The sequence below is a fragment of the Paenibacillus sp. J31R122 genome, assembly GCF_056269185.1.
Genome location: NZ_JBWDNM010000002.1, coordinates 101,881 through 115,582 on the forward strand (window position 1 = coordinate 101,881; position 13,702 = coordinate 115,582).

Annotated in this window: 12 protein-coding genes; all 12 read left to right on the forward strand. The window is 44.3% G+C overall.

The window, feature by feature from the left end; translation table 11 throughout:
• Positions 1–120: 120 nt before the first annotated feature.
• The 12 genes from AC0YN7_RS03570 to AC0YN7_RS03625 all read left to right on the forward strand — a co-directional run bounded on the left by AC0YN7_RS03570 (position 121) and on the right by AC0YN7_RS03625 (position 13,659).
• Positions 121–1,122, forward strand: coding sequence for a polysaccharide deacetylase family protein (locus tag AC0YN7_RS03570; protein WP_475808585.1), 1,002 nt, complete (start codon positions 121–123; stop codon positions 1,120–1,122).
• Positions 1,123–1,158: 36 nt separating this feature from the next.
• A complete protein-coding gene (locus AC0YN7_RS03575; protein WP_475808586.1) occupies positions 1,159–2,427 on the forward strand; it encodes a M16 family metallopeptidase in 1,269 nt (422 codons plus the stop codon).
• Entirely contained in the window at positions 2,420–2,851 is a 432-nt protein-coding gene (gene dut, locus AC0YN7_RS03580; protein ID WP_475809098.1) for a dUTP diphosphatase, read from the forward strand. The genes AC0YN7_RS03575 and dut overlap by 8 nt, the downstream gene beginning before the upstream one ends.
• A gap of 131 nt (positions 2,852–2,982) precedes the next feature.
• On the forward strand, positions 2,983–3,882 hold the full coding sequence (gene dpsA / locus AC0YN7_RS03585) for a dipicolinate synthase subunit DpsA (protein ID WP_475808587.1): 900 nt from the start codon (positions 2,983–2,985) through the stop codon (positions 3,880–3,882).
• Positions 3,879–4,469, forward strand: coding sequence for a dipicolinate synthase subunit B (locus tag AC0YN7_RS03590; RefSeq protein WP_475808588.1), 591 nt, complete (start codon positions 3,879–3,881; stop codon positions 4,467–4,469). The genes dpsA and AC0YN7_RS03590 overlap by 4 nt, the downstream gene beginning before the upstream one ends.
• 28 nt (positions 4,470–4,497) lie before the next feature.
• On the forward strand, positions 4,498–5,532 hold the full coding sequence (locus AC0YN7_RS03595) for an aspartate-semialdehyde dehydrogenase (protein WP_475808589.1): 1,035 nt from the start codon (positions 4,498–4,500) through the stop codon (positions 5,530–5,532).
• A 61-nt stretch (positions 5,533–5,593) separates the two neighbouring features.
• Positions 5,594–6,808, forward strand: coding sequence for an aspartate kinase (gene dapG, locus AC0YN7_RS03600; protein ID WP_475808590.1), 1,215 nt, complete (start codon positions 5,594–5,596; stop codon positions 6,806–6,808).
• 63 nt (positions 6,809–6,871) lie between these two features.
• Positions 6,872–7,747 (forward strand): 4-hydroxy-tetrahydrodipicolinate synthase, encoded by an 876-nt coding sequence (gene dapA, locus AC0YN7_RS03605; RefSeq protein WP_475808591.1) that lies wholly within the window; start codon positions 6,872–6,874, stop codon positions 7,745–7,747.
• A gap of 330 nt (positions 7,748–8,077) precedes the next feature.
• The gene (locus tag AC0YN7_RS03610; RefSeq protein WP_475808592.1) at positions 8,078–9,757 is read left to right on the forward strand and encodes a ribonuclease J; all 1,680 of its coding nucleotides are present in this window, start codon (positions 8,078–8,080) and stop codon (positions 9,755–9,757) included.
• A 202-nt stretch (positions 9,758–9,959) separates the two neighbouring features.
• Positions 9,960–10,709, forward strand: a complete 750-nt coding sequence (locus tag AC0YN7_RS03615) for a ClpP family protease (RefSeq protein WP_475808593.1) — start codon at positions 9,960–9,962, stop codon at positions 10,707–10,709.
• Entirely contained in the window at positions 10,706–10,918 is a 213-nt protein-coding gene (locus AC0YN7_RS03620; protein ID WP_475808594.1) for a YlzJ-like family protein, read from the forward strand. The genes AC0YN7_RS03615 and AC0YN7_RS03620 overlap by 4 nt, the downstream gene beginning before the upstream one ends.
• 80 nt (positions 10,919–10,998) lie before the next feature.
• Positions 10,999–13,659: a DNA translocase FtsK gene (locus AC0YN7_RS03625; RefSeq protein ID WP_475808595.1), complete on the forward strand. Its 2,661-nt coding sequence runs from the start codon at positions 10,999–11,001 to the stop codon at positions 13,657–13,659.
• The last annotated feature ends 43 nt before the right edge of the window (positions 13,660–13,702 follow it).

A 13,702-nucleotide genomic window follows, 5' to 3' on the forward strand; every position in this document is an offset into this window, starting at 1 on the left:
GTCTCTTTTTGTTTTTCAATATAGTTTCCGCTTGCATAATCTCGTCCCATTTCTCATATGTATGGATAAACGCGATCCCTGAATAAGGGAATGCGAACGGCCTCAGTGGGAGTGGAGATTATGAACATGCGAAAAGCTGCGACGATTGCAGTGACCATGCTAATGTTGCTCGTTTTCGTACGCATGAATGAAGATGTGTTAGGTTTTATTACAGCTCTAAAATTCAATGTAACTCAGCAAGCTTCTGCTGCAATTAACTATTCAGAGCCCGAGAAGAAAAAGATGTTGATCTTGATTTCCGAGGAAGCTGAGAAACGAAGAATTGAACCTATTAACGCTAGTCTAGACCGTATTTGGAAAGCGGTTCCTGGCTATAACGGCTTAGAAGTCGATGTAGAAAAAACACTTGCAGCTACTTTAAGATCACCAACAAGGGATATACATTATGTCTATAAAGAAGTTGAACCTAAAATCACTCTGGATGACGTAGGACCTCATGAGATTTTTCGCGGTAATCCGAATAAGAAGATGATTTCGTTCATGATAAATGTAGCATGGGGAAATGAATACATAGAACCAATTTTAAAGACGCTTGAGAGTGAGCATGTGAAGGCAACCTTTTTCTTGGATGGAAGCTGGCTCAAGAAATACCCTGATGTTGCTAAGCAAATACAAGCTGCAGGTCATGAAATGTCCAATCATGCTTATTCTCATCCGGATATGAAACAGCTAGGCCGACAAGCCGCATATGAGCAAATAGCTAAAACCGAAGCGTTATTGAAATCAATTTTGAACGTGGATAATAAATGGTTTGCCCCACCTTCGGGATCATATAATCAAGCTACTGTTCACATAGCAGCGGAGCAAGGGTTAAAAACAGTATTATGGACGATAGATACGGTTGACTGGATGAAGCCTTCAGCAGATTCCATCGTAAGAAAAATATCATCCAGGCTGGAGCCTGGAGCATTAATTCTAATGCATCCAACCGCTTCCTCACGGGATGCGCTTGCAGGTATGATTAAGTCAGCGAAAGCAAAGGGTTATGTGATAGGAACGGTAAGCGATACTCTTTCATCAGCGCGAGTACCAGTCGCTGTTGAGGGAGCGAACTTATTCTGATATAGTGAAAGCATTCATGTCGTAGGAGGATACTTAGTGAACAAATACACACTTAGCAATGGTTTACGCGTCGTCGTTGAATATATTCCGACAGTAAGGTCCGTTTCATTCGGCATTTGGGTCAAAACAGGCTCGCGTTATGAAACGCCGCAAAATAACGGAATTTCACATTTCATTGAACATATGCTGTTTAAAGGTACGGAGAAACGTACTGCAAAGGATATTGCAGATTTATTTGATGGAATCGGGGGTAACGTGAACGCTTTTACCTCTAAGGAATATACTTGTTATTTCGCAAAGGTGCTGGATGAGCATTTGCCAATTGCGGTTGATGCGCTGTCAGATATGTTTTTCAATTCTCAGCTCGATAGCGAAGAGCTCGCTAAAGAGAAAAATGTTATTTTAGAAGAAATATCGATGTATGAAGATACGCCTGATGACAAGGTTCATGATGAGGCTTCACGAGCTGCTTATGGTGACCATCCGCTGGCATATTCGATTTTAGGTCTTGAAGATATTTTGACAGGAATGGGCTCGGATACACTTCGTCAATATATGGATGATTGTTATACGATTGAGAATACCGTTATTAGTGTAGCCGGCAATGTGGAGGAAACCAGCTTGATCGCACTGCTAGAGAAGCACCTCGGTGGATTTTCAAATAATAAACCAGAGATCGCGGTAGGAGAGGTTCCTTCGTTCCACAGTGACTACTTATTTTTCAAAAAGAAAACGGAACAAAACCATTTGTGTATTTCGTTCCCAGGCTGCTCTATAACAGATTCTAAGCTGTATGCCATGATATTGTTAAACAACGCGCTTGGCGGAGGAATGAGTTCGAGGCTGTTCCAAGAAATTAGAGAAAAACGCGGCTTAGCTTATTCCGTGTATTCTTACCATACGTCTTACGCGGACTCAGGCTTATTCACGATCTATGCAGGCACGGCTCCGAAACAAACAAAAGATGTTCTCGATTTGACGATGGAGATGCTGCATGAGCTGTCTGTCAAAGGACTTGGTGAAGATGAGCTGCACCGCGGCAAGGAGCAATTGAAGGGCAGTTTGATTTTGAGTCTTGAAAGCACAAGCAGCAGAATGAATCGTCTTGGTAAAAACGAGCTGATGCTTGGGAAGCATCAGACATTAGATGAGCTGCTCAAGCGTATTGATTCCGTAAAAATGTCGGATGTGCATGAAGTGACTGGGCGGATGCTTTCTGTTCCTTTCGCGGTTGCGATGGTAGGCTCGAACGACAAAGCAGCAGCGCAATTAAGGAGGAACCAACTTGTATCAAGTAATGTTTAAACGTTTAGAAGGAAATGAAGATATCGCTATTCCGCGTAAAATGTCTGAATGGGCTGCAGGCTTTGATTTGCAAGCAGCAGTTAACGAGCCGGTAGTGCTTCAACCAGGTGAGCGTATGCTCATTCCGACTGGCTTTGCTATGGCGATGCCAGGGCAACTGGAGGCGCAAATAAGACCGCGCAGCGGTCTTGCCTACAAGCATGGAATTACTTGCCTGAATACACCGGGTACGATTGATGCTGATTACCGCGGCGAGGTAAAAGTGCTGCTCGTTAATTTAGGACAGGAGCCTTTTACGATTACACGCGGTGAAAGAATTGCACAGATGGTATTCCAGCAGATTCCCGCGGTATCCATTGTGGAAGCGGATGAATTGCCGGAAACGGTACGCGGTGCGGGTGGATTTGGCCATACAGGTGTTTAAGTGAACTGAATATATTCGTTATTAATGTAAAGATCGGGGATTTTCCTCGATCTTTTTTTTATTTTTTCACCCCGCTCTGGGCGCAAGCATAAGATGATCTAGAGCTAGTAGCAAGAAAGGAGTGAAGCCTGATGCTTACAGGTGTTCAAGTGCTATTGCTGGGTGGGGACGCAAGACAATTGGAGGTCATACGAAAGCTGACAGAACTGGACGCTTCGGTCACGGTATCTGGTTTTGACGGCTTACATTCGTCGTTGGACGGCGCTGTACAAGCGGAATTTGAAGAGCAGCTGTTTGAAAACGTGGATGCGCTGCTGTTGCCTGTTGTAGGAACAGATGATCAGGGGATTATTCATGCTGTTTTTAGCGATCGTCAAATGCAAGTGACTGATGTACATTTTGCAAAGCTGCCAAAGCACTGCACAGTTTATACCGGTATGGCGAAGCCTTATTTGAAACAGCTTTGCGAACAAAATGGATTGTCGTTAGTCGAGCTGTTTGAGCGCGATGATGTGGCCATATACAACTCCATTCCAACAGCGGAAGGTGCGCTTATGATGGCCATACAAAATACGGATATTACGATTCACGGATCGTCCTCGATGGTGCTCGGATTAGGTCGAACTGGGTTTACGATGGCACGAACGCTTCAAGGATTAGGGTCAAAGGTGAAGGTTGGCGTACGACGTTCAGAGCACTTTGCGCGTGCTACTGAAATGGGGTTCGAGCCTTTCTACATCAGCGGTTTGTTGCAGCATGTAAGCAATATTGACTTGCTTTTTAATACAATTCCGACTATGATAGTCACAGCACAAATTATCGCAAATTTACCTTCGCGGGCCGTAATAATCGACCTCGCATCTAAGCCTGGCGGAACAGATTTCCGCTTTGCAGAGAAGCGGGGAATTAAAGCGATGCTTGCACCCGGACTACCCGGTATCGTTGCACCGAAAACAGCTGGACGTATCATAGCGGATTGCTTATCACAGTTGATTTTGGACGATACGATTAAGCGGGGGAATGGGATATGAATTGGTCTGGAATTACAGTAGGTTACGCTTTGTCTGGCTCTCATTGTACGTTTGCGGAAGTCATGCCTGAAATTAAGCGGTTCGTCGATGCGGGTGCGAACGTAGTGCCGATCGTTTCGAATACGCTTATGACTACGGATACCAGGTTTGGAAAATCCGAGGATTGGCAGACACAGTTAAAGGCTATTACGGGAAATGAGCTTATTTCAACGATCGTGCAGGCGGAACCGCTAGGGCCATCTAAGCTGCTTGATGTTCTAGTAATCGCTCCATGCACTGGAAATACAACAAGCAGACTAGCGAATGCAATAACCGATAGCGCCGTACTGATGGCTGCCAAGGCGCAAATGCGCAACGGTCGTCCTTTGGTGCTTGCCATATCAACAAATGATGGACTTGGTTTAAATGCTGCTAATATAGCGAAGCTTCTAGTAGCTAAACATATTTATTTCGTACCGTTCGGCCAAGATAACCCTGTGCAGAAGCCTAATTCACTTGTTGCCAGAATGGATTTGGTCTTGGAAGCATGCGAAGCAGCTCTAAGAGGGCAACAGCTACAGCCTCTGCTTGTCGAACGTCATAACTGACATGCAATAGAGGGGGAGACGACAGCAAATGTCGAATCAGAAATTGTTCAATGTTGCAGTTGTTGGAGCAACAGGAGCAGTAGGAGAACAAATACTAAAATTACTCGATTCAAGAAACTTCCCGATTCAAAATCTTAAGCTGTTATCATCTGCACGTTCAGCAGGCACAAAGATTATTTTTAAAGGGCAAGAACTAACGGTTGAGGAAGCTACTCCAGACAGCTTTATTGGTGTGGAAATCGCTTTATTTAGCGCAGGTGGAGATGTTACTAAAGCACTTGCTCCACATGCGATCAAACATGGAACCGTGTGTATCGATAATACGAATGCATACCGGATGGATGTGAATACACCGCTTGTTGTACCAGAGGTGAACATCGAGAAGGTTAAGGAACATAAAGGTCTTATTGCGAATCCTAACTGTTCGACTATACAAATGGTTGCGGCGCTCAAGCCTTTGAAGGATAAGTATGGCATATCACGTATTATTGTTTCTACTTATCAAGCGGTATCCGGTGCAGGCAGCCGTGCTATTGATGAAATGCTGCGACAGACAAAAGCAGCTTTAGATGGTGAACCACTTAATCCTGATATTTTACCGGTGGGCGGTTTGCCTGTTAAGCATCAAATTGCTTTTAACGCGATTCCTCAAATCGATAAGTTTCAAGATAATGGCTACACACTAGAAGAAATGAAAATGGTTCTCGAAACAAAGAAAATTATGGATGATGAGTCCATTCAGGTTACGGCAACTTGTGTGCGTATTCCTGTTGTTTATGGACATTCAGAATCTGTGTACGTTGAACTTAAAAACAACTACGATTTGGAAGATGTTAAGCAGCTGTTAGCAGATGCTCCGGGTATTACACTCGTTGATGATCCTGTTAATCAGCAGTACCCGCTAGCGACTGAAGCAGCCGGTAAGCCGGATGTTTTTGTTGGTCGCTTGAGACGCGATTTAGGACACGAGCGCGGACTTAATATGTGGATCGTCTCTGATAACCTGCTCAAAGGCGCAGCATGGAATGCCGTTCAAATCGCAGAATACATCGCAAAAGGTTAAACGTATTAAGTGAAGGGGAATAAGCAGCGTCTTCCTATGGTCGATTACGGAGGATAACTATATGCGCATCCTGATCCAAAAATTCGGGGGCACCTCACTATCAACCGACTATGCGAAAGAACATGTAATCCAGCATATAAGCAGAGAACGCAACAACGGTTTTGCAGTCGTTGTAGTTGTTTCCGCTATGGGACGCAAAGGAGATCCGTATGCAACAGATACGCTGCTGCAGTTGATCCGTGACAATGGAAATCGGCTGCCGGCTCGTGAGCAAGATATGCTGCTAGGCTGCGGAGAAATTATTTCTGCAGCCGCTTTATGCAGTTTACTTCATGCAAACGGTATCCCTGCTACAGTGTTAACTGGAGGACAGGCGGGTATGCTTACGGATGAACAATACGGGCATGCACGCATTAAAGAGATACGCCCTGACAAAATTATGAATCGATTGCATTCTGGCGATGTGGTCATCGTAACGGGCTTTCAAGGTAGTACGGGGCACGGTGATACCACTACACTTGGCCGTGGTGGAAGCGATACTTCCGCTACAGCTTTAGGTGCGGCGCTTCGCGCGGAAATGGTCGATATATACACGGATGTAAATGGAATATTAACAGCAGATCCTCGAATTGTTGAAGAAGCGAAGCCATTGCTTGTTGTCAGTTATGCTGAAATATGCAATTTGGCTAGGCAGGGAGCAAAGGTCATTCATCCTCGCGCAGTTGAAATTGCTCAGCAAGCACGTATACCGCTGCGGGTACGTTCAACCTTTACAACGGACACAGGTACGCTAGTGACGGATTCGCATGAATTAAGGGCTGATCTTTCTGTTAAGGATCGTCATGTAACAGGCATTGCGCATGTGTCTGGATTAACTCAAATATCGGTTAAAGCAATCGAAGGACGAAATGACGTTCAATTGCAGGTTTTTCAAGCTATGGCGAAGCATCGTATTAGCGTTGACTTTATAAATGTGACACCGAGTGGTGCAGTTTATACCGTATTTGATCGAGATGCAGATCGAGCAGTACAAGTATTGAGTGAGGGTGGATATTCACACGTAGCGATAAATGGATGCGCGAAGGTATCGGTCATCGGCGGAGGCATGAATGGTGAGCCAGGTGTAATGGCGCGTATTGTGGAAGCGTTGACCGAGCAAGGAATCTCGATTATGCAGTCCGCGGATTCAAATACTACAATTTGGGTGCTCGTGAGTGAAACGGTAATGGCAGAAGCGTTGCGCGCTCTGCACGCGAAATTCGAGCTTCATCGATAAATTAGCAATATAATAATGCAATCATGTAATTTGTGTCTTGCAAAACTTTTAGGAGGAGTCTAAATGGAATTTGGAAGATTGATTACCGCAATGGTAACCCCATTCGATGCGGATGGTCATATCGATTGGCCAACAACAGGCCGTTTGATTGATTATTTAATTGAGGAGCAGAAAAGTGACAGTATCGTCGTTTCCGGCACAACAGGCGAGTCACCTACGCTGTCGGATGAAGAGAAGGTCGAGCTGTTTCGCTATGCTGTGAAGCATGCGGATGGTCGTTGCAAGATTATTGCTGGTACGGGCAGCAATAATACGGCCCATTCCATCCATTTGACAAAAGATGCTGAAGCAGCTGGTGTAGACGGTATATTGCTCGTTGTTCCTTACTATAATCGCCCAAGCCAAGAAGGGCTATATCAGCACTTCAAGGCGATCGCAGAAGCTACTGCCTTGCCAGTCTTCCTTTATAATGTGGAAGGTCGTACGGGAGTAAATCTTGCTGTGGAGACAACACTTCGCTTAGCGGAGATTTCTAATATCGTTGCTACTAAGGACTGCGCATCCACTGATCAATTAACTCAAATTATTAGTGCTGCTCCAGCGGGGTTTAAAGTTTACAGCGGAGATGACAGCGCGACACTACCAGCGCTATCAGTAGGTGCATATGGGATTGTTAGTGTGTCCAGTCATATCATTGGAGCAGAGATGAAGCAGATGATTACAGCATTCGTCGAAGGCAACGTGCAAGAAGCGGCACGATTGAATGGGGAATGTCATCCTATTTTCAAAGGATTGTTCGGTTGTCCGCATCCTGTGCCGAATCCTGTTGCTGTTAAATATGCAATGGGTTTAAAAGGCTTTCCTGTCGGTGGAGTCAGACTCCCTCTAGTTACAGTAACTGAGGCGGAAAGTGAATTTTTGCAAAAACTAATTCTGTAAATAAATGTTATTCGTTGCTTGCAGCCGGTGCATCCAGCATCGGTTTTATTTTTTTGGAAATGATATTTGATAATAAGCTTTAATCAGTTTCACTTGTATTCCTACTTTTTCATCATGTATAATGATCTCAAGTGACTAAGTGCGGCAAATATTTGGAAATGAATAAAACGTCAGAGCGGCATCTGACGATAAAAGCACATAATTATGAATATGACAGCGTTGTACTTAAATCGGAATTCGTTTATGATGCAAAATTTGCGTCGACAAAAAAAGATAATGATTACGGAGCAGATTGTTGCTTCGCAAAAATTTTAGGAGGTATAGATACACTTGTCTAAGAAGAACAACCAGGATAAACTGCTCATATTTGCTCTAGGCGGAGTAGGCGAGATCGGAAAAAACATGTATGTTATACAGTATAATAACGACATTGTTGTTGTAGACTCAGGATTAAAGTTTCCAGAAGAAGACATGCTCGGTATTGATATCGTTATTCCAGATATTTCGTATTTAACGGAAAATCGTGATAAAGTACGAGGAATTATTATTACCCATGGACATGAGGATCACATTGGCGGACTTCCATATGTATTGAAAAGTCTAAATGTGCCACTTTACGCTACAAAGCTAACACTTGGCCTTATTGAAGGTAAATTAAAAGAAGCCAGCTTGCTAGGGGAAACGAAACGTATCCTTATCAACGCGGATTCCGAAATTCAATTGGGAACCATTCGTGCTTCGTTTTTCAAAACGAACCATAGTATACCGGATTCCGTTGGTGTGTCTCTTGATACGCCAGAAGGAACTGTTGTTCATACAGGTGACTTTAAATTCGATCACACTCCTGTTAATGAACAGTTTGCTGATCTGCAGCGTATCGCTGAAATCGGGAAAAACGGAGTTTTGGCACTGCTGTCTGACAGCACGAACGCAGAACGTCCAGGCTATACGCCTTCAGAAGCCAACGTTGGGGATAATCTAGAAGATATTTTCCGTAAATCCGCACAACGTGTAGTAGTAGCAACGTTTGCTTCGAACGTGCACAGAATTCAACAAATTATTAACGCAGCAATTGCAACACGCCGCAAGATTGCTGTAGTTGGCCGCAGTATGGTTAACGTTGTAGGTATCGCTTCAGATCTTGGTTACTTGAACATTCCAGAAGGGATGATCATTGAACCTGAAGAAGTAAATAAATTAGCGGCTGATCGTGTCGTTATTTTATGTACAGGCAGTCAAGGGGAACCGATGTCGGCGCTTACACGCATGGCACGCTCCACACATCGTAAAGTTGATATTTTACCTGGAGATACGGTAATTATTGCCGCAACGCCTATCCCTGGTAACGAGCGTTACGTTGGACGTACTGTAGATGAGTTGTTCCGTTTAGGTGCAAACGTTATTTATGGTAATGGCTCTGTATCGGGCGTTCACGTTTCTGGTCACGGTAGTCAAGAAGAATTGAAGCTTATGCTCAATTTGATCAAGCCTAAATATTTTATTCCTATCCACGGTGAATACCGTATGCTTCGTCAACATGCGAAACTAGGTGAAGCTATTGGCATCGAACGTGAAAATATTTTCGTTATCGATAACGGAGATACGGTTGAGTTCCAAAACGGCAAAGGCCGTAAGGGTTCAAAAGTACAAGCAGGTAATGTACTGATTGACGGTCTAGGTGTAGGTGATGTTGGTAATATCGTACTGCGTGATCGCAAGCTATTGTCACAAGACGGCATCTTGGTCGTTGTTGTAACTTTAAGTAAGCAAGACGGTGCTATCTTGTCAGGACCGGATATCATTTCTAGAGGTTTCGTTTATGTACGTGAATCAGAAGGCCTGCTTGATGAGGCTAACCGTATCGTAACATCGACGTTGAATCGTTTAATGAACGATAAAGTAAATGAGTGGGCTTCACTCAAAACGAATGTTAAGGATGCACTTGGTCGGTTTCTATACGAGCAAACGCGCCGTCGCCCAATGATTTTGCCGATTATTATGGAAGTATAAGGTTTAGCACTCGAAACGGATGTTGCCGCATGGACGGCAGCATTCGTTAACGCTTTAGAGGAACGCTTGTCCGTACCGCATTGCCGCGGCGGACGCAAGCGTTCCTCTTTTTTTGGTTCCAAATGTCGATAAGCTTGGTATAAATTCCTTATTACACCCCATACTATGACAAGCAATATTCAATATGAGGGGGATGTGCATCATGATGCAATCGAGCATGGACATAAAATCAGAGCAGCCTGATCCGAGCCAAGATGAAAAAAGAAAAGGGAACCCTGTCGTTGAAACTATCCAACAGCTTGGACAAGTATCAACTCCGGCTCCTACAGAGTCTAATATCTTCTGTATGACGATTATTGGTCAGGTGGAGGGGCATCTCGTACTGCCTCCGCAAAATAAAACGACGAAATATGAGCATCTTATTCCACAGCTAGTGGCAGCAGAACAAAATAGTAAAATTGAAGGCATACTCATTGTATTAAATACAGTTGGCGGAGATGTTGAGGCGGGTCTCGCGATTGCTGAAATGATTGCTTCCTTGTCAAAACCGACCGTAACGCTTGTTTTAGGAGGAGGACATTCTATTGGAGTACCGATTGCAGTTGCGGGAGATATGTCGTTTATAACGGAAACAGCAACGATGACCATTCATCCGATACGAATGAATGGGCTAGTAATTGGTGTACCACAAACATTCGAATACTTGGAAAAAATGCAGGAGCGTGTCGTACGTTTTGTAACGACACATTCCAATGTATCTGAAAATACTTTTAAGGAACTAATGTTCAAGATGGGGGAGCTGACACGCGATATTGGAACGTCGGTTATCGGTACTGATGCTGTCAAGCATGGTTTGATCGACGCAATCGGCGGCTTGGGTCACGCTCTGCGTGAGTTAAACCGCAGAATTGAAGAGAAGAAAGGAGATACAAATGAGGTGATAATCCAATGACTTTATATACGAATATGCCGTTAGAAGTTGTTTTGGAAGGAATGAATGATAAAACGGAGCCGCTTCAAGAAATTTCATTTCAAGGTGTTAAGATGCAGGTGATGCCTATTGCACCGGGTATAGGGAAAATTGTTCGGTTGTTGGAGTGCAGCCTGGATGACTATTTGAATCCGAGTCTTACGCCTGGAACAATTGTTAAATATAGTTAAATAAAATCAGACGACCATACTATCGTCTCATAGGAACATTTGCCCACCTATGGTATAATGTTATACTAGAGGTGACTGATTTGGCGAAGAAAAAGAGAAGGAAAAAATCGATTGGAAAAAGCCTGAAATATGAAGTTTATGGTATATTGATAATTACGATTTCCATTATAGCACTCTCAGGTGAAGCGACAGTCGGACGTTCTTTAGCTAAGTTGTTCGGACTTGTGCTTGGAAAATTTTATTTTGTGCTGGCGTTAATCGGTGTTTTTATAGGACTAAGCGTTATGGTCAAGCGAGCATGGCCGCGCGGCTGGACAAGCAGGCGGACTGGTTTGCTTGTCCTGGTGCTGGCATTGACCTTAATGTTATCTGTTACAGAAATCAACCAGAAGCTCAGACCTGTAGCGGAATTATCAGGTGGTATCATTTTTGATCAGCTAAGCAGTGATTTAAGAGGAAGCCTTCTAACCTCATGGGATGGACAAAGTGATCGAATACAGGATAAAGATATAAGCGGTGGATATATCGGAGCTATTCAATATTCGTTGTTCTATTCGTTGTTTGGCTACTATGGAGCATTTCTTATTATGCTGGTCATGTATGCTATCTCCATTATGTTATTAACCGGAAAGTCTTATGTTGAATTGATTAGAATAATTAGTACAAGAGCGACTAGGATGTTCAAATTGATTAGTGCCAAATGGGCGAAGCGCGCGGCTGTTCAGACAGCAGCCTCCTCCGCTGCAAATAGTAGAACGATACAGACAGATATAGATGATGACGATGATACGATTGATGATGAACACGAAGACTATGTCGTCTCGCCGCCAAGAAAGCGAAAATCGCTATTTTTCTCATGGCGTCAAGACAATACGATTGAACATCAAAACGCTCAGGATGATGCCCACGATGAATGGGTATTTGAACAGCAGGATAATGATAGTATGACGGGAGCTACGCCAGCTTGGCAGGCTGATTTCGACCAGCCGTGGGAAAAGTCAGGCGAAGAGCTTCAGCCTGTTGCAGAATTAGATGCACAAGCTCCTCATGCTCCTTGGGAAGGAGCAGAATCGCTTATACATACTGATTCTGAGCTTCCACTAGGTGAAGAAGCGGAGGACAGGGCGGGCGATTGGCCAATCACTGAACAATCCGTTGAAAGTAATGAAGTGCAAGACTTGGAAACCGTTGATGAAGAAAGCGACTCTGAATTGAATGACGACCATGAGGTTTCCGTGATTTCTTCAGAGGCTTTGATTAGCGAATCAATTGCTGTGCCAAGAAGACCGATTACTGAAGAGCTGGCCACAACCGAGAAGCCCTATTTACTTCCGCCATTTTCTTTATTGACGAAGCCGAGTCTTCTAGGAAGAGGCGCAGATGCTACAGATATGTATGATTCTCGGAGAAAGCTCGAGGCAACGCTTGAAAGCTTCGGTGTCAAAGCAACAGTTCTTGATGTCGTACGCGGACCAGCGGTTACTCGCTATGAGGTACAGCCTGCTTCAGGTGTGAAGGTGAGTCGTATCGTAAGCTTGACCGATGATATCGCTCTGGCGCTTGCAGCAAAGGATATTAGGATGGAAGCGCCAATTCCAGGTAAGTCGGCAATCGGTATTGAGGTTCCAAATAGTGAAGTATCAGTTGTTACAATGCGTGAGGTTATGGAAACAGCGGCTTTCCAAAATGCCGCATCAAAGGTTTCAATTGCTTTCGGAAGAGATATTTCAGGACAGCCTATTATCGGAAATTTAGCGAGAATGCCCCATTTGCTCGTAGCAGGAGCAACAGGCTCAGGGAAATCGGTTTGTATTAACGGCATCATTACGAGCATTTTGTACAAAGCAGCACCGGACGAAGTGAAATTTCTGATGATTGACCCGAAGATGGTTGAGCTAAATGTATACAATGGTATCCCGCATTTACTCGCTCCCGTCGTAACAGATCCGCGTCGCGCATCGCTGGCACTTAAGAAAATTGTGGTTGAGATGGAGAAACGGTACGAGATGTTCTCCAAATCGGCGACTCGCAACATCGAAGGTTACAATACGTTGATGGCAGACAATCCCGCTGCGGTGCTGCCTTATATCGTGGTAATCGTCGATGAGCTTGCAGATTTAATGATGGTCGCGGCTAACGATGTAGAGGATTCGATCGCAAGACTGGCGCAAATGGCTCGGGCAGCCGGAATACATCTCATCATTGCAACACAGCGGCCATCTGTCGATGTCATTACAGGGGTCATTAAAGCCAATATACCATCACGTATTGCATTTGGCGTTTCGTCTCAAGTCGATTCAAGAACTATATTGGATATGGTTGGAGCCGAGAAGCTGCTGGGTCGAGGAGATATGTTATTTCTGCCTGTCGGTATGTCTAAGCCGATCAGGGTGCAGGGAGCTTTTCTATCGGATCAAGAGGTTGAATCACTTGTGGCGTATGCTCGCGATCAAGCGGAGGCGGAGTACAAGGAGGATCTTGTTCCTGAAATAGAGGAAGAATCGGCTGATGGAGAAGTCATGCTTGATGAATTATATGATCAAGCAGTCCAGGTTATATTGGACGCGAAGCAAGCCTCGGTGTCGCTATTACAACGTCGAATGAGAATCGGCTACACAAGAGCGGCAAGACTGATTGACCAGATGGAAGCCCGCGCTGTAGTTGGGCCATACGAAGGCAGTAAGCCACGTGAAGTGCTAATAACTCTAGACCAGTTCCAAGCGGGAAAGATCAGTTCTTAATATAACGATTTTGAAGTAGTCGATTTGGTGCATAGAAGGAGAT

What these genes read in the sequence shown, in the direction of transcription:
- AC0YN7_RS03620 (WP_475808594.1), top strand. Translation starts at nt 10,706, where the DNA reads ATGACTTTATATACGAATATGCCGTTAGAAGTTGTTTTGGAAGGAATG.
- AC0YN7_RS03595 (WP_475808589.1), top strand. Translation starts at nt 4,498, where the DNA reads ATGTCGAATCAGAAATTGTTCAATGTTGCAGTTGTTGGAGCAACAGGA.
- dpsA (WP_475808587.1), top strand. Translation starts at nt 2,983, where the DNA reads ATGCTTACAGGTGTTCAAGTGCTATTGCTGGGTGGGGACGCAAGACAA.
- AC0YN7_RS03570 (WP_475808585.1), top strand. Translation starts at nt 121, where the DNA reads ATGAACATGCGAAAAGCTGCGACGATTGCAGTGACCATGCTAATGTTG.
- AC0YN7_RS03590 (WP_475808588.1), top strand. Translation starts at nt 3,879, where the DNA reads ATGAATTGGTCTGGAATTACAGTAGGTTACGCTTTGTCTGGCTCTCAT.
- dut (WP_475809098.1), top strand. Translation starts at nt 2,420, where the DNA reads ATGTTTAAACGTTTAGAAGGAAATGAAGATATCGCTATTCCGCGTAAA.
- dapG (WP_475808590.1), top strand. Translation starts at nt 5,594, where the DNA reads ATGCGCATCCTGATCCAAAAATTCGGGGGCACCTCACTATCAACCGAC.
- AC0YN7_RS03615 (WP_475808593.1), top strand. Translation starts at nt 9,960, where the DNA reads ATGATGCAATCGAGCATGGACATAAAATCAGAGCAGCCTGATCCGAGC.
- dapA (WP_475808591.1), top strand. Translation starts at nt 6,872, where the DNA reads ATGGAATTTGGAAGATTGATTACCGCAATGGTAACCCCATTCGATGCG.